Origin of the sequence: Streptomyces sporangiiformans (genome assembly GCF_005768555.2) — a bacterium.
GTDB classification, from domain to species: Bacteria; Actinomycetota; Actinomycetes; order Streptomycetales; family Streptomycetaceae; genus Streptomyces; species Streptomyces sporangiiformans.
Genome location: NZ_VCHX02000177.1, coordinates 1 through 18,572 on the forward strand (window position 1 = coordinate 1; position 18,572 = coordinate 18,572).

Genomic DNA, 18,572 nt, shown 5'->3' on the forward strand with positions numbered 1-18,572 from the left:
CGCGGCCGCCATCGGTGGCGGCCGCGGTCGGCGCGTGTCAGGCATCGAAGCGGCGGCGGGAGGCCTCGATGTGACCGAGGTACTGATGGGTCCAGCCGCACATTCCATCGACCGTCGCCCGTAGGCCCTGGCCCGGCTCGGTGAGGGTGTACTCGACCCGGGGCGGCACGGTGGGGTGCACGTTCCGCTCGACCAGGCCGTTGCGCTCCATCATGCGCAGGTTCTGGGTCAGCATCTTGTGGCTGATGCCTTCGACCTCGTTCCTCAACTCGCTGAAACGCAGGGTGCGTTCACCGAGAGCCTCGATGATCAGCAACGCCCACTTGTTGGCGACGTCGGAGAAGATCTCCCGCGCCAAAGAGTCCGCGCGCGACAGGTCCGCTTCCTCGGGCGAGCCCTTGAACTGCTCGGTCACCATTAGGTTCCCCAGTCACTGAAAAGTGCGTTCTTCCATGTCAGCGCTCACTCTCCTACGGTTCCTGAGTAACCACAAGAGAGCACATGTGTCAGGAGGCGGACAGTGGCCATCACCCTGGTCAACCCCAGCGGATTGCCGGAAATCGATGCGTACCGGCAGGTGTCGATCGCGACCGGGTCGAAGCTGGTCTTCATCGCCGGGCAGGTCGCCTGGGATGCCGAGGGGGTCACGGTCGGCGAAGGTGACCTCGCCGCACAGGTCGAGCAGTGCTACCTCAACATCGGCACCGCCTTGACCGAGATCGGTGGCTCCTTCGATGACGTGGCGAAGCTGACCGTCTACGTCGTCGACTGGACCCCTGACAAGATGCCCCTGCTCCTGGAGGGGGTCTCCCGGGCAGCCGCGAAGCTGGGGGGCCCTCCGGTTCCGCCGGCCACGCTGCTGGGCGTCGCGGCCCTGGACGTACCCGACCATCTGGTCGAGGTCGAAGCCACCGCGGTCATCGACTGACCAGGTGCCTACGAGAAGGTGAGCAGGCCGGTGACAACCACCAGGACTGACACCACTGCGATGAACACGGGGGCCCACTTGCCGGAATCTGCGGCATTGGCGAATCGGGCCCCCTGCAGATTCGCCGGGACATAAACGATGTCGGCGGCTTCGCCGACTCTGAGCGGCGGGTGACTGAAGTATCCGACCGTCGGCCTTACCGGAACTCCGTCCGGACCAGTGCACTCCATGAGCAGGCCCACTTTTCCCCCGACCTTGACGTGATCCACGCACACTGCCCGAACGCGCACCCCACGCTTCTTGAGGCTGTTCCGTGAAACGTGGTTCACCACGAGGCTCAACAGGACGATGCAGAGAAATATCAGAATCCCCAGCATTCGAACACCCCGATTTTCCGTCCAGTCGACAAGGAACTGTTCGGAGAACAGCGGACAGGGGGCGCACAGTATCGGCTCATTCACCGACAACTCAAGAGTCACAGTGCCAACAGCCAGTGGTCAGGCGGCATTGAAGTCCGTGACCCGCCTCGTGCGAGAGCCTGCGCGAACTGCCGCGCGGTGGCCGCCGGCTCCGGGGGCGGCGGGCGAACCGTTCGCCTGACAACCGCCAATTGTCGGACCGATGTGGCACGATCCTCTGCCATGTCGTCGCTACAGGCACACACGTGGTGGTCAAGGGCCGGTCGCCGTCTGCTCGTTGTCCCGCTCGCGTTGCTCGTGGCAGCGGCCGCCACAGGCGCCGATGCCGTCACGGCACCCGCACCGGCACCGGAATCCGAAGCCAAGGAGACGACCCCCAGGACCGCGACGCCCGATCGGCTTCGCTACGACGTGTCCCTGCGCGGCGACGCCGACGGCTCCCACTGGACGGGCCGGCAGCGGGTGTCGTTCCGCAACGCCTCCGATCGACCCCTGCGTGAGGTGTACCTACGCCTGTGGGGCAACGGCGACGACAAGTGCGGCACGCCGGGCAAGCCGTCCCCCGTCAAGATGTCCAAGGTGCGCGGGGGCACTCCGGGCCGCCTCACCGTGAACTGCACCGCGCTGCGCGTCACCCTGCCGAAGCCGCTCGCGCGCGGCGAGCGGACGGCCGTCTCCTTCGACGTGTCCATCACCGTGCCGGGGCGCAACGACCGCTTCGGCCGCGAGGGCGCGTTCCGTTTCCTGGGCAATGCGCTGCCGGTGCTCGCCGTGCACGACGCGAAGGGATGGCACCTCGACCCGTATGTGTCGACCGGCGAGAGTTTCTACGCCCTGGCGAGCGACTTCCGGGTGCGCATCGACCACCCGTCGACCCTCAAGGTCCCGGCGACCGGACGCACTTGGACCCGCGACGGCAAGCCCGGGCGTACGGTCACGCACAGCGTCGCGCACCGGGTGCGGGACTTCGCGTGGGCGGCGGGCCCGTTCCGTACGGCGACCGAGACCTCGCCCGGCGGTGTGCGCGTGAAGTCGTACTGGGCGCCGAACACGCCCGCGGCGGGTGTGCGCCTCAACCGCAAGGACGGCGTCGCCGCCGTCGACAGGTTCGGCAAGGAGTTCGGCCGTTATCCGTACGGTGAGATCGACTTCGTGATGACCAAGAAGTTCGGCGGCGGTATGGAGTACCCCGGCCTGGTCATCCTCGGCACCACCGAGGAGGGCAGCGCCGTCGTCCACGAGGTGGCCCACCAGTGGTGGTACGGCATCGTGGGCAACGACGAGTACGGCGCGCCCTGGCTGGACGAGAGCTTCGCCCAATACGCCAACGCGCGCTTCTACGGCTGGGACACACGCGACTGCTGGTCGGACGACGACTGGCCGAGCGACCGCACCGCGCTCACCAACTCGATGGCGTACTGGGCCAAGCACCGGGACGAGTACCACCTCGTCTACACGGCCGGATCCTGTGCCCTGGCACGCCTGGAGCGCACCATCGGGGCCGACACCATGGCGCGACTCCTCAAGCGGTACGCCCGCGACCACTGGTACGGCGTCTCCACCACCGCCGACTTCAAGAAGGCCGCACAGTCCGTGACGGACAAGGACCTGGACCCCTTCTGGAAGCAGCACCGCATCCGGTGAAACCGCCGGCGGTATTCCGCTCGCTCGCCGAAGGTCAGGCGCGCTTGAGTGTCCAATCGCCGTCCGGTACGGAATGAACCCAGAGGTAGCCGGGCCCGCTCAGACGGACCATCCCTCTCTTGGTTCCTGTCCTGTCCAAGTCCAGTGGCTCGCCGCTGTCGAACGCATGATGCGTGAACCGCAAGCCATTGCTACGGCTGAGGCACTCGTACCGCAGCTCCAACTCTCCGCCCTCCCAGGTGAAGAGTCGGGTGCCGTGGCCGATGACGGTGGCCGGCAGGGGTGGCACGTCGTCAGGTGACATCCTGTCGAGCTGCCAGCGAGCGACGCCGTTCTTCCCGGCCTTGCCCACTTCCACATGGGTATAGCGGCCGGGCAGCACGAACGGATGCCACGATCGCCCCCACGTGTGGAAGAGAACAGCGTCCGACGACAGCTCCTGCGGGGTGTCGATCACGGGTGTCGGGCCGTAGGCGGTGAACGGTCCCCGCGACCTCAACCTCAACAGCGCCGGCGTCCCCCGCGGACGACGAACGGCAATGGTGCGCTTCCTCCAGCCACCCACCGGAAACGTCTGTGGTGTCACGCCAAGCCTCTCCCGTACGGGCACCTCTCTGGCCACCCTCGACTCCCCGACGCGAAGCCGATCCAACCACTTCACCGGTCACTTCGCGTCGAGCACAGTCACCCGTCGTCCGGGACGTCCATCTCCATCAGCCGCTCCGCGATGTCGTCCGCCCATTCCAGGGCCCACCGGCGCAGGTTCGAGACGGCCCGCTCGTCGAGGCCGTAGACGGCGAAAGCGGCGTCGTCGATCCACTCCGCGCCGGTGAGGCGGGCTTGGAGGTCGGTGAGGTCGAAGGTGTCGGGGGCGTGGCGGCGGCCGAGCTCTTCGAGTTCCGGAGCGCTCCAGCGGTCCGCGGCGGCGCGGACGTCGACGAGGTCCCGGGCGAGGCCGCGGTCGGCCAGGGCGCGGACCTTGGTGCCGACGACGTCTTCGAGGGAGAGGACCGGCCCGTGCTCGGTCAGCACGAGCGGACGCCAGAGGGCCTCCTTGTACAGGTCGACCTCGCACTCTTCGCCGCTGTCCGGGTCCGTCACGATCAGCTGTGCGGCGAGCGGGTCCGTTTCCGGCACGCGTACCTGCCAGCCCCGTTCCACCAGGCCGGCGCTCACGGTGGCGGCGATCTTCTCCATCCCCTCGGGGCTCTCGGTGGCGAACTCGAGGTCCTGGCTGAGGCGGTCGACCAGACCATGTGCCTGGACGGCATAACCGCCGGTGAGCGCGAGGGGGAAAGGGGCACCCACGGCAAGTACGTCGGCGAGCAGGCGGCGGTGCAGCTCCGTCAGGTTCACGCGACGGCCCGGTGGCTCACGCCGGGCATGCGCCGGGGCGACCTGGCTCGGCGGAGCTCGGACACGGAGGACGGTGAGGCCATGCCGCGATTATCGCCCGACGGCTTCGGCCGGGCTCGTCGTGGCGAGTGAGCGGCGTGCCGAGCCGGTGGCCGGGCCGGCGAGCTGACGGGCGGCCGCCCCGGCCGGGGCGGCGGGAGTCAGGAATCAGGAGCCAGGAACAGGAGTCAGGAACAGGAGTCAGGGATGCGAACGGTGCTTGAGTTGCTGCTCCAGGCCGTCCAGGACCGCCTGGAGGCCGAACTCGAAGCTCTTCTCGGGTGCCGCTCCGTAGTCGGTGTCGGCGTAGGCGTCGATGCGGGCCCGCAGCCGCGGGAACTGCCCCGCGATCTCCATCGCCTGGGTCATGGCGTCCTGGATCAGGTTCTGAGCGTTCTTGCCCCCATGGCTGAGGCGTCTGTCCACGGAAGCCGAGGCCGCCATGCCCAGGGCGTTGCCGAGTACGAACATGAAGACCGTGGCCGTCGCCTGGTCGATCTCCGCGCCGACGAAACCGGCCTTCTCGTAGACCGCGAGGCTGTGGTCGTCGTGGCGGGACTTGTTCACCCCGTAGAGAGGCTGGGACGCGAAGGCCATCACGACCCACGGGTGCCTGGTGATCATCGCGTAGAGGTCGTTGGCCATCGACGTGGCCGCCGTCCGCCAGTCGACGGTCTCGAGGTCGGGCAGCCGGACCTCGTTCCACACCTCGTCACTGGCCAGGATGACGAGATTGTCCTTGTTCTTGACATGCCAGTAGACGGCAGTGGCGGCGGAGTCGAGCCGCTTGCCCAGACTGCGCATGTTCAGGCCCTCGAGACCCTCGGCGTCCAGCAGCTCGATCGCGGCCTGAACGATGTGTTCGCGGGTCAACGTCTCACGCGGCATGCGCCCAGGCTAGATCAGAATTCCGGATTGCACAAAGTTCAAGAGGGTCGGTCACGTCGACAGGGCAGCGGCTGGGAAGCAGTCACTTCCGCTGAGAGCGGCGGCCGTCCTGGAAGCCGGCCCGCGTTCGCGCGGTCAGCGGCCGGGAGTTCCGGAAGCCTCTTGTCGCGTGCCGCCGGTGTCTGTTCCGATGGCTCCCGCGGGGGCCGGTCGGCCCGTGACGGAGGTGGGGAACTGGTATGCCGGTCCAAACGGTGCCTACGCGGCCGACGGTGGGCACGTATGTGGTCATGGCGGTGTGTACCGGCGTCGCGACTGTGCTGCTGGGGACGCTGTACCTGATCTACCGGGACATGGCGATCACCGGAGGCTGTGGATCGCGGTACGGCGTCACGTGTTCCGGGAAGCAGTCGGCGCACGTCTTCGCGGCGCTCGTGGCCATGGCCGCCTCCGTGGCCTGCGTCCTGTTCCTGAACTGGGTCGTCTTCCGCCCGTACCGTCGAGGGCACGAGGCGTACCGGCTCGTCATCCCGCTTCTCCTGGCGGCGGGCGCCGTCGAGTTGTTCGCCGCGGGTGTCCCGCTGGGCGGCTCGGCCACGCTACTGGCGGCCGTCGGGCTTCTCCTGGCCTCTCGAAAGCCGGTGGGCGTCCGGGGAATGGTGTGGGGGCTGAGCGGGGACCGCCTCAAGGTGCTGACGGCCGATCCCGCGGCGGAGGAGTTGTCCACGGGCCAGAACGTACTTTTCCTGTGCGCCAACGCCGTCGGGATGGCGCTGGGGCTGCTGGGCGCGGACCGGCTGTTCTCGTCGTTGGGCTGAGTGCGCGGACCTGGTGCGCAAGAGTCTGCCCGGCCCTGAAGTCTGCGGCTGGAGGCCGCGGTCCTGCCCGTCGCCGCCTACCGGCGGGCGAACCTGACGGTGCGGCAGCTCGCGCCGAAGTGCACCGATGGTTACCGATGTTCCTCGACCCACGGATCTTGACGGTGTGAATGTTACCGGTAACATCAACCGTTGGGATCGCTCCGGGCGCGCCCACGGTCAACCGCCCATCGACCACGACCACTCCGTCACCTGGAGACCACGTGACCGATCAATCCACCGGACAACGGGTCGCGGACGCCCGGTCGGCCGGCTCCCCGGTCGCCGCCCCCGTCTTCAGTACGGCGGCGGTGGTCGCGTCCTGCGCGGGGTTCGTTCTCATCGGTGCGCTCCAGGCCCTGTACGGGCCCGCGATCCCGGCCTTCCGGGAGGAGTTCGCCCTGTCACCGTCCGCCGCCGGGCTGGGGCTGAGCGCGCACTTCATCGGCGGCGTCGCCGGTGTGCTGCTCTTCGACCGGCTCTACGGGCGGATCGGCAACCGGCGGATCCTCGGCGGCTCGTACCTGCTGATGGCGTTGGGCGCGGCAGGTTTCGCGCTCGCGCCGAACTGGCCCGTCGGCCTGGCCATGGCCCTGCTCGCCGGTCTCGGCTTCGGCGGCATCGACTACGGCCTCAACCAGCTGTTCGCCGTGGGCTTCGGCCACCGCTCGACCGCGATGCTGAACATCCTCAACGCACACTTCGGGGTGGGCGCCATCCTCGGCCCCGCGCTGATCGCGGCGGTGGGTTCCGAGCACTACCCCGCCGTCTTCCTCGGCTTCGCGCTCGCCAACCTGCCGCTGCTGCTGTGCCTCAAGGGCGTACGAGACCGGGCACCGCAGCCGGCCGACGCGGCACGGCCGACCGAAGCTCCCCGGCCGGCCGACGCGGAACGGTCAGCCGACGCGATACGACCGGAGGCCGGCGGCGGGTCGGTGCTCGGCCGCAGTCTGGGCTCCGTGCTCGCCGTGTTCGTCGCGCTCTACGTCCTGCATGTGGGCGTCGAGGCGGGCGTCGGCGGCTGGGAGCCCACCCACCTGGAGACGGTCGGCTACGGCGCGGGTGTCGCCGCCACCGCCACGTCGGTCTACTGGCTGATGATGACCGTCGGCCGCTTCCTGGTCGCGCCGATCGCGCTGCGATTCTCGGCCCAGGCCATCATCACGGTCTCGTGCGCCGGCATGACGGCCTGTCTGCTGCTGGCCGCGGTGCCGGGGCTCGCCCCGTACGCGTACGCCGGTGTCGGTCTGTTCATCGCGCCGATCTTCCCGACCGGTCTGCCCTGGCTCCACAGCGCCGCCCCGGGGGCCCGCAGGGCGGGCGCGATGGTCATCGCCGCGTCCATGGTCGGCGGCGTCGCGGCGGGACCGGCGCTCGGCAAGGCGATCGAGTGGTCCGGTATCCGTGCCGTCCCGCTCCTGCTCTGCGCCGTCTCCGCCCTGTGTCTGGCCGCCACCCTCTGGCTCATCCGCGCCACGCGCCCCACCGCACCGCCCTGCTGACCCAGGTCGAACCGCCACTGCACGCAAGTACAAGCCCGTACATGCCAGTAACCGTACGAAGGGAAATCCTCCGCATGCCCGCTCTGACGACGACGTCCGACGGTTTCCTGCTCGACGGCGAGCCGTTCCGGATCATCTCCGGCGCGATGCACTACTTCCGTGTCCACCCCGATCAGTGGGCCGACCGGCTGCGCAAGGCACGCCTCATGGGCCTGAACACCGTTGAGACGTACGTGCCGTGGAACCTCCACCAGCCCGACCCCGACAGCGACCTCGTCCTCGACGGCATCCTCGACCTGCCGCGCTATCTGAGCCTGGCGCACGCCGAGGGACTGCACGTGCTGCTGCGCCCCGGACCGTACATCTGCGCCGAGTGGGACGGCGGCGGACTGCCCTCGTGGCTCACCGCGGACTCCGGCATCCGGCTGCGCAGCAGCGACCCCCGGTTCACCGACGCGTTCGACCGCTACCTCGACCTGCTGCTGCCCCCGCTCCTGCCGCACATGGCCGCCTCGGGCGGCCCCGTGATCGCCGTACAGGTGGAGAACGAGTACGGCGCCTACGGCGACGACACCGCGTACCTGAAGCACGTGGAGCAGGGTCTGCGCTCGCGCGGCGTCGAGGAACTGCTGTTCACATGCGACCAGGCGAACCCCGAGCACCTGGCCGCCGGAAGCCTGCCCGGCACGCTCGCCACCGGTACCTTCGGCAGCAAGGTCGCCCAGTCCCTGGAACGGCTGCGCGCCCACCAGTCCGAAGGGCCCCTGATGTGCATGGAGTTCTGGATCGGCTGGTTCGACCACTGGGGCGAGCCGCACCACGTGCGGGACGCGGCCGACGCCGCCGCCGACCTCGACCGGCTGCTCTCCGCCGGGGCGTCCGTCAACATCTACATGTTCCACGGCGGCACCAACTTCGCCTTCACCAACGGCGCCAACCACGACCATGCCTACTCGCCCACGGTCACGTCGTACGACTACGACGCGGCGCTCACCGAGTCCGGCGATCCCGGTCCCAAGTACCACGCCTTCCGTGAGGTCATCGCCCGCCACGCGCCGGTCCCCGAGGAACCGGTCCCGGCGCCGGCCGCCAAACTTCCGCCCACCGCCGTCGTCCTGGACCGCAGGGCCCCGCTGCTGCCGCACGCGCACGCCCTGTCCGGGCCCGTACGAGGGACCGTACGAGACGACGTACGACGGCCCGTACAGCGGACCGAGGATCCGGTGACCATGGACGAACTCGGTCTGCGGTCCGGATACGTCCTCTACCGCACCACCGTTCCCCGGGGCGGCGACGGCCTGCTGCACTTCACCGGAGGTGTCGGCGACCGCGCCCAGGTCTTCGTGGACGGCGCCCCCGTCGGCGTACTCGAACGCGAACGCCACGACGAGAGCCTGCCGGTCAGGGTGCCCGGCCCCGGCGCCACCCTCGAGGTGCTCGTGGAGAACATGGGCGGCGTCAACTACGGGCCGCGCATCGGCGCCCCCAAGGGCCTGCTCGGTCCGGTCACCTTCAACGGCACGGCCCTGCACGGCTGGTACTGCCACCCCCTGCCCCTCGACGGCCCGGACAGCCTGAAGGCGGTCCCCTTCGCGCCGTCCGACGCCACCATCGACTCCGTGCCCGCCTTCCACCACGGCACCTTCGACGTCCGCACCCCCGCCGACACGTTCCTGTCGCTGCCCGGCTGGACGAAGGGCCAGGCCTGGGTCAACGGCTTCCACCTCGGCCGCTACTGGAACCGCGGCCCGCAACGCACCCTGTACGTCCCCGCGCCTGTCCTGCGGCCCGGCACCAACGAGCTCGTCCTGCTGGAGCTGCACGCCACCACCGGCACCCGCGCGCTGCTCACCGACGTCCCCGACCTCGGACCGGTGCAGCCCTGATGACGTCCAAGACGACTCCTCGGGCGACACCCTCGGCGGCGCCGGGAACCGCCGGGCCGGGAACGGCGGCGCCGGGGACCGCCGCGCTCCCGCATTCCGTGCGCGTTCCGGCCGCCCCTGCCGCACCCCCGCTGACCGGCCACCTGCCGTTCGCCGACGCGCCGGGCGTGCCCGACCCGATCGAGGTGACCAGCCGCTACCTCACGCGCGGCGGCCGCCCCTGGTTCCCGGTCTCCGGGGAGTTCCACTACACCCGCTACCCCGCCGGGCAGTGGGAGGAGGAGCTGCTCAAGATGAAGGCGGGCGGCGTGACCGCCGTCGCCAGCTACGTCATCTGGATCCACCACGAGGAGGTGGAGGGCCGCATCCGCTTCGACGGCGACCGAGACCTGCGGCGCTTCGCCGAACTCTGTGCCCACCACGGCCTGGACTTCATCCCCCGCATCGGCCCCTGGTCCCACGCGGAGGTACGGGGCGGCGGACTGCCCGACTGGCTGCTGGCCCGCCCTTGCACACCCCGCACCGACGATCCCGCGTACCTGGAACCCGTACGGACCTGGTACGCGGCCATCGCCGGGCAGTTGCGCGGCCTGGACCGCGCCCACGGCGGCCCCGTCGTCGCCATCCAGATCGAGAACGAGCTCTACGACCAGCCCGGCCATCTGCTCACCCTCAAGCGGATGGCCCAGGAGGCCGGGCTGAACGCGCCGCTGTGGACGTCGACGGCCTGGGGCGGGGTCCAGCTCCCGCCCGACGAACTCCTTCCGCTGTACGGCGGCTACCCGGAGGCCTTCTGGACCGAGGCGGACGGCGGCTGGCCCGACACCTGCCGCAAGCACTACTTCTTCACCCACCAGCGGGACGACGAGGGCATCGGCGCCGATCTGCGCCCGACGACCGTGCGCGGCGGCGACCCGATGCTTCTCGCCGAGCGATTTCCCTGGGCCACCTGCGAGTTGGGCGGTGGCATGGCCGTGGCCTACCACCGCCGGCCGCGCGTCGAGCCCGCCGACATCGGCGCGCTCGGCCTCACCAAGATCGGCTGCGGCTCGGTGTGGCAGGGCTACTACATGTTCCACGGCGGCACGAACCCGGCCGGGGAGCTGACGACGTTGCAGGAGTCCCACGCCACCGACTACCCCAACGACCTCCCGGTTCTGACGTACGACTTCCAGGCGCCGCTCGGTGAGTACGGCCAGTACCGGCCCTCGTACCACGAACTGCGCCTCCAGCACCTGCTGCTGGCCGACTTCGGCCACCTGATCGCGCCCATGCGGTCCGTGCTTCCGGAGCGGCAGCCCTCGGGGCAGGGTGACCGCGACACCCTGCGGTGGGCGGTGCGCAGCGACGGCACCTCGGGCTTCCTCTTCGTCAACAACCACCAACCGCACGAGCAGCTGCCGGACCACCCGGACACGTCCTTCACGGTGGAACTGCCCGACGCCGCCGCCGCGTTGACGCTGCCGAGTACGCCCGTGACGGTCCCCGAGGGCGCGTACTTCTGCTGGCCGCTGCGCCTCGACGTCGACGGCCTGCGGCTCGACTGGGCCACCGCGCAGCCGGTGTGCCGCATCGAAGGCGACGGGGGCGACGCGGGCGACGGTGGTGCCATGCGCGCCGTGCGTACGGTTCTGGTGCTGGCCGCCACTGAGGGAATCACTCCCGAACTCGCCCTGAGCGCACGGACCGTGGCGTCCGTCAGCGCTCCCTCCGGGGACATCACGCGCGTCGATGACCGGATCCTGATCACCGGGCTGCGCCCCGGCACCGACGCCCTGGTCGAGGTCGACACGGCGGAGGGCGGACGGGTCGGTCTGCTGGTCCTGGACGCGGTGACGGCGCGCACCGCCTACCGGGGTGTCGCATGGGGTGCCGAGCGGCTCGTGCTGTGCCGTGACGGCGTCGTCTTCGACCACGACGAGGTACGCGTGCACAGCTCCGCGGCGGAGCCCTCGTTCGCCGTCCTGCCGGCGCCGGACCGGGCTCCGGTGGTGGCTGGGGCGTCCGTGCGGGAGGCGGCGGACGGGGTGCTCACCCGCTACTCGGTTCTGCCCGACGCCGCCCCGCTCGGAGTTGAGTCCGGTGACCGGGGTTCCAGCGGCACCCTGGCGGTCACCCCGGTCCGGCCCGCGGGCCCCGCACCCGAGACCGTGACGGGCCCGCTCGGCCGGGCGAGCGTCCCCGCGGACAGGCACTTCGACGGCACCGCGGCCGAGTACCGCATCGACGTACCGGACGCCCTCCTGCGCCAGAGAGAGGGAACCCTCCTGCGCCAGGGAGAGGGAACCCTCCTGCGCATCCACTGGACCGGCGACGTTGCGCGCGCGTACGTGGGAGACACCCTCGTCGCCGATCAGTTCTTCTCGGGGCGGGTCTGGGACATCGGCCTCGACCGGCTCCCCGCCGAAGCCCTGCGCGCCCACGGTCTGCGGCTGAGGGTGCTGCCCCTGCACGCCGACGCGCCGGTGTACGTGCCGCGAGACGCGGGCGACGGAACGGCCGCGGGAACGGCTACTGTCGGGCACGCCGAGTGGGTGACCAGCCGCTGCTGGGTGACCCGACCCGGATGACCAGGCCACCGAGACGATGCCGCGACGATGCCGAAGGAAGCGCGACCCATGAACCCGAGCGCCCCTGACGGCCCCGCTCCCAAGGGACGCAGCCGACGCAACTTCGCGGGAGCGCGCCCGGTGATGGATGACGTGGCACGCCTGGCCGGTGTCTCCAAACAGACCGTTTCACGCGTACTCAACGACAATCCTGCCGTCCGTCCCGAGACGCGTGAGACGGTGCTGGACGCCATGCGCTCGCTCGGTTACCGCCCGAGCCGCAGCGCGCGCTCCCTGGCCAGCGGCCGGACCAGGATGCTCGGCGTGATCTCCTTCGACGCGGCGCGCTACGGGCCCGCCTCCATCCTGACCGCGATCAACACCGCGGCCCAGAAGGCCGGTTACCTGGTCAGCTCCATCGCCCTCGACACGGCGGAGCGGGACACGGTGGTACGCGCCGTGAACCGTCTGTCGGCCGAGGGCGCGGACGGAGTGATCGCCATCGCCCCGCAGCACTGGGTGAGAAAAGCCCTGGCGGAAGTCCGTCTCGACACGCCCCTGGTGGTCCTGGAGAACGACCTCGGCGACGGCACACCACTGGTCACCGCGGACTCCTGGACCGGAGCCCGCAAGGCCACCGAACATCTGCTGCGCCTCGGCCACCCCACCGTCTGGCACATCGCGGGCCCGACCGGCTGGACATCCGCCGACCTACGGGCGGAGAGCTGGCGGGCGACCCTGCGGGCGGCCGGCGCGGAGGTGCCCGAGCCCCTCATCGGTGACTGGAGCGCCGACTCCGGGTACGAACTGGGCCGCCGCCTGGCGAAGCGCCCGGACGTCACCGCGGTGTTCGCCTCCAACGACCAGATGGCACTCGGCGTGCTGCGCGCCTGCCACGAAGCCGGCCGCCATGTCCCCGGCGACGTGAGCGTCGTCGGCTACGACGACATCCCCGAGGCGGCCCATCTGCTTCCCCCGCTGACCACCGTACGCACCGAGTTCGCCGAGATCGGTACGCGCTCCCTGCAGCTCCTCCTGACCCAGATCGACGGCCCGGCCGGCCCACCGTCCGGGTCGCCCTCCGGGTCGCCCTCCGGGGCGGCGTCAGGCCCGCAGTCCGGTCCCGTCGTGCCCGTCGAACTCATCATCCGCCGCAGCACCGGCCCGGCACCGGTCTGACGGAGCCGACGGACTCCGCCACGTTCCTCGGCTACGACGCGAGCCAGTCGGTCAGGAGCCGGTTGACCTCCCCGGGGCGTTCCTGCTGAATCCAGTGGCCGCAACCGTCGAGGATGTGCGAAGAGCTCAGACCGGGCAGGGTGCGGGGGAATTCCTTGATCGCGTCGGCCAGCCAGCTCGTGGAGGCGTCCAGGGAACCGCCCACGAACAACGAGGGCTGGGTTATGGAGGCGCCGTCGTAGTCGGCCAGGTCCTCCCAGTCCCGGTCCATGTTCCGGTAGCGGGCCAGGGCTCCGCTCAGCCCGGTGCGCTCGAACTCCCCGGCGTACACGTCGAGATCACGCTCGTCGAGCCAGGACGGCAGCCGCCCCGTGGGGAAACGGTCGCGCATCGTCGCGCCGCGACTGACGAAGTGCGGGGCGGGCGCGCCCGGCGCGGGCATGGTGTCGGCGGACAGGGCGGCGTAGAAGCCCGAGAGCCAGCCGCGTACGTCGGGCTCGATCTCCGCCTCGGCGCGACCCGGTTGCTGGAAGTAGGAGACGTAGAACTCGTCCTCCCCACCCATCCCCGCGAAGATCTCGCTCGGCCTGGGGCCGCCGCGCGGGGTGTAGGGCACGCTGAGCAGGCCCACGGCACGGAAGACATCGGGCCGGACCAGCGCGGAGTTGGCGGCGATGGCCGAACCCCAGTCGTGCCCTATGACCACCGCGTTCCGCTCGCCCAGAGCGTGGACCACGGCGACGTTGTCCTCCACCAGGTCCAGCATCCGGTACGCGTGCACCGCGTCGGGCTTGGAGGAGCGGCCGTAGCCGCGGACGTCGACGGCCACCGCGCGGTAACCGGCCGCCGCCAGCGCGGGCAACTGATGCCGCCACGAGTACCAGGACTCCGGGAACCCGTGCACCAGCAGGACGAGCGGACCGCTGCCCTGCTCCACCAAGTGGATGCGGCCGGCCGGTGAGGGCACCAGACGGTGGGTGAGGTCGGCGGCGGACGTCTTCGGCATGGGTCCTCCCGGGTGTGTGTGGATCACCAGTAGTGATCGTGCAGCAGGCGGTGCGACGTCTGCGAGCGTCGTTGCCGATGCGGCAAAAGCGCGGGCACACAACGGAGTTGAGCCCGACATCCGCCACGTGACGCACGTCTGAGGCGTACGAGTGGGAGGGTGGATGTCTCGATGAGGCGCGCGACGGCGCCGGGAGGGGGCGAGCATGGGCAACTGGGTCGTGATCGCGCAGTACGACTACGGTGACTCCTACGTGACCGACATCATCCGTGATGGGCTGGACACGAGAGGCCAGGCGCTGGAGGAGCTCCGAGCCGCCGTCCACACGTATCTGCCGACGAAGAGGATCATCGAGAGCTGGCGCCGGGTGTACCGCTTCGACGACCGCGCGTCGTACCTCGTACTGATCAAGGGGAGGGCGTCGCGTTGGTATTGCACCCTGCGAGTCGCGGAGTTGGTGTCGGACTCGACCGACCCGAAGGTGTCCCAGGCGTTGCAGGCGGAGGACGCCGAGGACGCCGTGGACGCCGCCGCGGCGGAAGCGGCTGCCGAGCCACAGGACCGGGTGCCGCCCGGCTGACGCCCTCTCACGCACAGCGAAGCTGAAGTCGCGCTTCGAGCGTGCCAAGGACCTGGGCGACCCCTACGAGGTGGCCCGGCTCGGCGCTGCCCGTCGGCGTGCCCTCGCGCACACCGACGCCCTGTGCGCGCTGACGGATGACCTCGCCCGCACGGTCACGGTGACTTCGAAGAGCTGAGGCCCTCGACGCGCGTGTGGTGGTCAACGGGCAAGGGTCACAAAGGCGGTTGGACCCATTGACTTCCGCTTCTCGGCGGCTCTAATTTTCAGCGCCTGCAAGTTCGGTAGGTCGATTAACGTCCGATATTTCGACAAGAGTTCGCGGTCAGGGCTGACTCTGGTGTTCCCTCGGAGGAAAAACACATGCCACTCCAGTCACTCGCAACCGGCCTGAGACGCCGGTGCAGGGACGCCGCGGTCCGCGCCCTCGTGGTAGCGACGGTGGCCGCGGCAGGGCTCGTGGGCATCCAGCAGGAAGCCCCGGTCGACGCCCCGGCCGACCTCGGCAGAGTGCAGCCGATGGCGGTGACGTCGAATCAGATCGCGGTGCCTCCGGCGCCGATGGGCTGGGCGTCGTGGAACACGTTCGCCGCCAAGATCGACTACAACGTGATCAAGGCGCAGGTCGACGCGTTCGTCGCGGCCGGACTGCCGGAGGCGGGGTACAAGTACATCAACCTCGACGAGGGCTGGTGGCAGGGCACCCGCGACAGCCAGGGCAACATCACCATCGATGAGTCCGAGTGGCCCGGCGGCATGAGCGCGATCGCCGACTACATCCACAGCAAGGGACTCAAGGCCGGTATCTACACGGACGCCGGCAAGGACGGCTGCGGCTACTACTTCCCGACGGGCCGCCCGGCGGCGCCCGGCAGCGGCAGCGAGGGCCACTACGAGCAGGACATGCTCCAGTTCTCGAAGTGGGGCTTCGACTACGTCAAGGTCGACTGGTGCGGCGGTGACGTCGAAGGGCTCGACGCGAAGACCACGTACCAGGCCATCAGCGACGCGGCCGCGAAGGCCTCGGCCACCACGGGCCGCCCGCTGACCCTCTCGATCTGCAACTGGGGCAAGCAGAACCCGTGGAACTGGGGCGCCGGCATGGCCGCCCTCTGGCGCACCAACACCGACATCATCTTCCACGGCAACTCGCCCTCGTGGGACAGCATGCTCGCCAACTACGACGCGAACGTGCACCCCACAGGCCAGCACACCGGCTACTACAACGACCCGGACATGCTGATGGTCGGCCTGAGCGGCTTCACCGCCTCCCAGAACCGCACGCACATGAACCTCTGGGCGGTCTCGGGCGCTCCGCTGCTCGCGGGCAACGACCTGTCGCAGATGAGCGCGGAGACCGCCGCGATCCTCAAGAATCCCGAGGTCATCGCCGTCGACCAGGACCCGCGCGGCCTCCAGGGCGTCGAGGTCGCCGAGGACACCTCCGGCCTGCAGGTGTACAGCAAGGTCCTCTCCGGCACCGGAAAGCGGGCCGTCGTCCTGCTCAACCGCACCGGCAGCGCGCAGAACATCACCGTCCGCTGGTCGGACCTGGGTCTGACCGACGCCTCGGCGACCGTCCGCAACCTGTGGACGCGGGCCAACGTCGGTAACTTCAGCGGCAGTTACACCACCAGCGTCCCCGCGAAGGACTCGGTGATGCTCACGGTCACCGGCGGCACCGAGGCGTCGAGCAGCACGTACGAGGCCGAGTCCGCCGGCAACACCAAGGCCGGCTCGGCGGCCGACGCCACCTGCTCGGGCTGCTCCGGCTCCACCAAGGTGGGCAACGTCGGCAACGGCGCCGCCAACACCCTCCGGTTCAACGGCGTCGTGGCGGGCGCCACGGGCACCAAGGTCGTCGACATCGCCTACACCAACGGCAGCGGCGCGACCCGTACCGCCGTACTCAAGGTCAACGGGCAGACGCCCACCACGGTCGCCTTCCCGCCGACCGGTTCGTGGTCCACGCCCGGCACCGTCTCGGTCGAGGTGTCCCTGGCCAAGGGCTCCACGAACACCCTGACGTTCTCCAACCCCACCGCCTGGACACCCGACTTCGACGCGATCCAGGTGCGCCCGCTGCCCGGTACGAACGGCACCCAGCTCGTCGGCCAGCAGTCCAGCCGCTGCGCCGACATCGACAACAACACCATCGTCAACGGCACCCAGGCACAGCTGTGGGACTGCGCCGGTGGCTCCAACCAGTCCTGGACGTACACCACGCGCAAGGAACTCGTGGTCTACGGCAACAAGTGCCTGGACGCCTTCCAGGCAGGGACGACCAACGGTACGAAGGTCGTCATCTGGGACTGCAACGGCGGCTCCAACCAGAAGTGGAACGTGAACGCCGACGGCACCATCACCAACGTGAACGCCAACCTCTGCCTGGACGCCTACAACGCGGCGACAGCCAACGGCACCAAGATGGTCCTGTGGGCCTGCAACGGCGCGTCCAACCAGAAGTGGACGCGGCAGTAGCCCCCTAGCCCCCGCACAGGTGGAGCACCCCCGGACCTACCAGGGCCCGGGGGTGCTCTACTGTCAGCCTCCGACACCCGGCTCCGGACCGCGTCAGAAGAGGGTCGGCAATTCCGACAGGGACGCGATGGAAGGCATGTCCGAGGGAGCCGGGTCCGAGTCCCGGCAGACCGCGCGCCCCTGGTAGCCGAGTGCGATCGCGGCGGCGACCAGGCTCGGGACGTCATCGACGAACAGGCATTGCGCGGGAGCCAGCCCCAGCGCGCCGCTGGCGTGGTGGTACATGCGCGGGTCCGGTTTCTCGCAGCCGAGTTCGGCGGAGATCGCGTACGCCTCGAAGAAGCGGTTGATGCCGAGTGCGGCATGGAGGTCCGGCAGATCGGGCCAGGCATCCGAGACCACCGCCATGCGCACGCCCCGCCGATTCAGCTCTTCCAGGGTCTCCACGACCTCCGGGTACGTCTCCAGGATCATGGCCGGGGGGACTTCGCGACGCAGGTCGGCGAGGAGCTGCGAGGTCGGGGCCACACCGAGGGCGCGAAGCAACACCCGGTGGTATGCGTCGTAGTCGGGCGTCGACGACGAGGTGTCGAAGAAACGGTCGCCTTCGACGATGGCCGCCGCGAACTGTTCCGGGGTGATCGAGGGGGCGTGGGCGAGGACGGTCTGCTCGAAGTCCGCTCGTGGATTCCACCGGCCGCCCATCGGCCGCATCAGCACGCCGCCTGAGTCGAAGAGAACAGCACGGAGACCTTCGGGGGAGCGTGGTTGTGTCGTCACCCGATCATTCTGGTGAGCGGCCGCGGAGATCAGTGGCTCAGTAGCTCAAGTAGAGCAGAAACACCGTCAGGTTGATCACCTCGAGCGAGAGCAGCCACCAGAGTGAGGCCCATGCTTCAGAACGGGAGTCGAGCTCTCGTCGGCTGCGGACCCTTCGCCACGGTGAGGCGGGGTCGTACACAAGGAGGGCTTCGTTCCCCGGCGTGCCCCATCTACGGCCGCTGAGCGGGGAGATGTAGATGATCCTGTCTCCGGTATGCGTGGAGAATTCAAAGCTTGTCGAGTATCTCCCTTCGGAAGTCGAGACGTTCCGACAGAGCCCCATGACTTCTCTGCCCGACCTTCTCAGCCGCCGGTCGACCCACAGCGGAATCACACCGAACCAGAGAAGAAAGGGAACGGGAAAAGCCACCAGACCGGCACAGACCCACCCCAGGCCATCCATGCGGCCATGATGACACGCCGCACATGCGACCCT

The 18,572-nt window shown here is 69.6% G+C and carries 17 protein-coding genes; 9 read left to right on the top strand and 8 right to left on the bottom strand.

Going from position 1 to position 18,572, the window contains the following annotated elements; all coding sequences use genetic code 11:
- Positions 1-37: 37 nt before the first annotated feature.
- On the bottom strand, positions 38-418 hold the full coding sequence (locus FGD71_RS31365) for a winged helix-turn-helix transcriptional regulator (protein ID WP_119103936.1): 381 nt from the start codon (positions 416-418) through the stop codon (positions 38-40).
- A 102-nt stretch (positions 419-520) separates the two neighbouring features.
- Here FGD71_RS31365 and FGD71_RS31370 point away from each other — a divergent pair, with 102 nt between their 5' ends.
- A complete protein-coding gene (locus FGD71_RS31370; protein WP_119103937.1) occupies positions 521-928 on the top strand; it encodes a RidA family protein in 408 nt (135 codons plus the stop codon).
- A gap of 8 nt (positions 929-936) precedes the next feature.
- Here FGD71_RS31370 and FGD71_RS31375 read toward each other — a convergent pair whose 3' ends face one another.
- Positions 937-1,389: a hypothetical protein gene (locus tag FGD71_RS31375; RefSeq protein WP_140935989.1), complete on the bottom strand. Its 453-nt coding sequence runs from the start codon at positions 1,387-1,389 to the stop codon at positions 937-939.
- A gap of 180 nt (positions 1,390-1,569) precedes the next feature.
- On the opposite strand from FGD71_RS31375, the gene FGD71_RS31380 reads away from it, so the two are divergent.
- Complete coding sequence (locus FGD71_RS31380) at positions 1,570-2,991, top strand: M1 family metallopeptidase (protein ID WP_119103939.1); 1,422 nt, start codon at positions 1,570-1,572, stop codon at positions 2,989-2,991.
- Positions 2,992-3,025: 34 nt separating this feature from the next.
- On the opposite strand, the gene FGD71_RS31385 is transcribed toward FGD71_RS31380, so the two are convergent.
- From FGD71_RS31385 to FGD71_RS31395, 3 genes are all read right to left on the bottom strand, one after another.
- Positions 3,026-3,448, bottom strand: coding sequence for a hypothetical protein (locus FGD71_RS31385; RefSeq protein WP_119103940.1), 423 nt, complete (start codon positions 3,446-3,448; stop codon positions 3,026-3,028).
- 227 nt (positions 3,449-3,675) lie between these two features.
- Entirely contained in the window at positions 3,676-4,347 is a 672-nt protein-coding gene (locus FGD71_RS31390; protein WP_119103941.1) for a nucleotidyl transferase AbiEii/AbiGii toxin family protein, read from the bottom strand.
- A gap of 240 nt (positions 4,348-4,587) precedes the next feature.
- On the bottom strand, positions 4,588-5,274 hold the full coding sequence (locus FGD71_RS31395) for a TetR/AcrR family transcriptional regulator (protein WP_119103942.1): 687 nt from the start codon (positions 5,272-5,274) through the stop codon (positions 4,588-4,590).
- Positions 5,275-5,513: 239 nt separating this feature from the next.
- On the opposite strand from FGD71_RS31395, the gene FGD71_RS31400 reads away from it, so the two are divergent.
- The 5 genes from FGD71_RS31400 (at position 5,514) to FGD71_RS31420 (ending at position 13,247) form a co-directional block, all read left to right on the top strand.
- Entirely contained in the window at positions 5,514-6,092 is a 579-nt protein-coding gene (locus FGD71_RS31400) for a hypothetical protein (protein WP_119103943.1), read from the top strand.
- 263 nt (positions 6,093-6,355) lie between these two features.
- The gene (locus tag FGD71_RS31405; protein ID WP_420878367.1) at positions 6,356-7,633 is read left to right on the top strand and encodes an MFS transporter; all 1,278 of its coding nucleotides are present in this window, start codon (positions 6,356-6,358) and stop codon (positions 7,631-7,633) included.
- A 74-nt stretch (positions 7,634-7,707) separates the two neighbouring features.
- Complete coding sequence (locus FGD71_RS31410; protein ID WP_119103945.1) at positions 7,708-9,519, top strand: glycoside hydrolase family 35 protein; 1,812 nt, start codon at positions 7,708-7,710, stop codon at positions 9,517-9,519.
- Positions 9,519-12,089 (top strand): beta-galactosidase, encoded by a 2,571-nt coding sequence (locus FGD71_RS31415; RefSeq protein WP_119103946.1) that lies wholly within the window; start codon positions 9,519-9,521, stop codon positions 12,087-12,089. Before FGD71_RS31410 ends, FGD71_RS31415 begins: the two co-directional genes overlap by 1 nt.
- 48 nt (positions 12,090-12,137) lie before the next feature.
- Positions 12,138-13,247 carry a LacI family DNA-binding transcriptional regulator gene (locus FGD71_RS31420; protein WP_119103947.1) on the top strand — a complete coding sequence of 370 codons (1,110 nt, stop codon included), beginning with the start codon at positions 12,138-12,140 and terminating at the stop codon, positions 13,245-13,247.
- A gap of 31 nt (positions 13,248-13,278) precedes the next feature.
- Here the strand turns inward: FGD71_RS31420 and FGD71_RS31425 are convergent, their stop codons facing one another.
- Positions 13,279-14,253 (bottom strand): alpha/beta fold hydrolase, encoded by a 975-nt coding sequence (locus FGD71_RS31425; RefSeq protein ID WP_119103948.1) that lies wholly within the window; start codon positions 14,251-14,253, stop codon positions 13,279-13,281.
- Between the two features lie 205 nt (positions 14,254-14,458).
- Here FGD71_RS31425 and FGD71_RS31430 point away from each other — a divergent pair, with 205 nt between their 5' ends.
- Positions 14,459-14,833, top strand: coding sequence for a hypothetical protein (locus FGD71_RS31430; RefSeq protein ID WP_119103949.1), 375 nt, complete (start codon positions 14,459-14,461; stop codon positions 14,831-14,833).
- Between the two features lie 363 nt (positions 14,834-15,196).
- Positions 15,197-17,314 carry a ricin-type beta-trefoil lectin domain protein gene (locus FGD71_RS31435; protein WP_119103950.1) on the top strand — a complete coding sequence of 706 codons (2,118 nt, stop codon included), beginning with the start codon at positions 15,197-15,199 and terminating at the stop codon, positions 17,312-17,314.
- Between the two features lie 93 nt (positions 17,315-17,407).
- On the opposite strand, the gene FGD71_RS31440 is transcribed toward FGD71_RS31435, so the two are convergent.
- Both FGD71_RS31440 and FGD71_RS31445 read right to left on the bottom strand, forming a co-directional pair.
- Positions 17,408-18,094, bottom strand: a complete 687-nt coding sequence (locus FGD71_RS31440; RefSeq protein ID WP_119103951.1) for an HAD family hydrolase — start codon at positions 18,092-18,094, stop codon at positions 17,408-17,410.
- 37 nt (positions 18,095-18,131) lie between these two features.
- Positions 18,132-18,539 (bottom strand): hypothetical protein, encoded by a 408-nt coding sequence (locus FGD71_RS31445; protein ID WP_140935990.1) that lies wholly within the window; start codon positions 18,537-18,539, stop codon positions 18,132-18,134.
- Positions 18,540-18,572 lie beyond the last annotated feature (33 nt).

Excerpts from the sequence above, each read along its gene's own strand:
- FGD71_RS31365 (WP_119103936.1), bottom strand. The coding sequence starts at position 418 with ATGGTGACCGAGCAGTTCAAGGGCTCGCCCGAGGAAGCGGACCTGTCG.
- FGD71_RS31380 (WP_119103939.1), top strand. The coding sequence starts at position 1,570 with ATGTCGTCGCTACAGGCACACACGTGGTGGTCAAGGGCCGGTCGCCGT.
- FGD71_RS31395 (WP_119103942.1), bottom strand. The coding sequence starts at position 5,274 with ATGCCGCGTGAGACGTTGACCCGCGAACACATCGTTCAGGCCGCGATC.
- FGD71_RS31400 (WP_119103943.1), top strand. The coding sequence starts at position 5,514 with ATGCCGGTCCAAACGGTGCCTACGCGGCCGACGGTGGGCACGTATGTG.
- FGD71_RS31410 (WP_119103945.1), top strand. The coding sequence starts at position 7,708 with ATGCCCGCTCTGACGACGACGTCCGACGGTTTCCTGCTCGACGGCGAG.
- FGD71_RS31415 (WP_119103946.1), top strand. The coding sequence starts at position 9,519 with ATGACGTCCAAGACGACTCCTCGGGCGACACCCTCGGCGGCGCCGGGA.
- FGD71_RS31420 (WP_119103947.1), top strand. The coding sequence starts at position 12,138 with ATGAACCCGAGCGCCCCTGACGGCCCCGCTCCCAAGGGACGCAGCCGA.
- FGD71_RS31425 (WP_119103948.1), bottom strand. The coding sequence starts at position 14,253 with ATGCCGAAGACGTCCGCCGCCGACCTCACCCACCGTCTGGTGCCCTCA.
- FGD71_RS31430 (WP_119103949.1), top strand. The coding sequence starts at position 14,459 with ATGGGCAACTGGGTCGTGATCGCGCAGTACGACTACGGTGACTCCTAC.
- FGD71_RS31435 (WP_119103950.1), top strand. The coding sequence starts at position 15,197 with ATGCCACTCCAGTCACTCGCAACCGGCCTGAGACGCCGGTGCAGGGAC.
- FGD71_RS31445 (WP_140935990.1), bottom strand. The coding sequence starts at position 18,539 with ATGGATGGCCTGGGGTGGGTCTGTGCCGGTCTGGTGGCTTTTCCCGTT.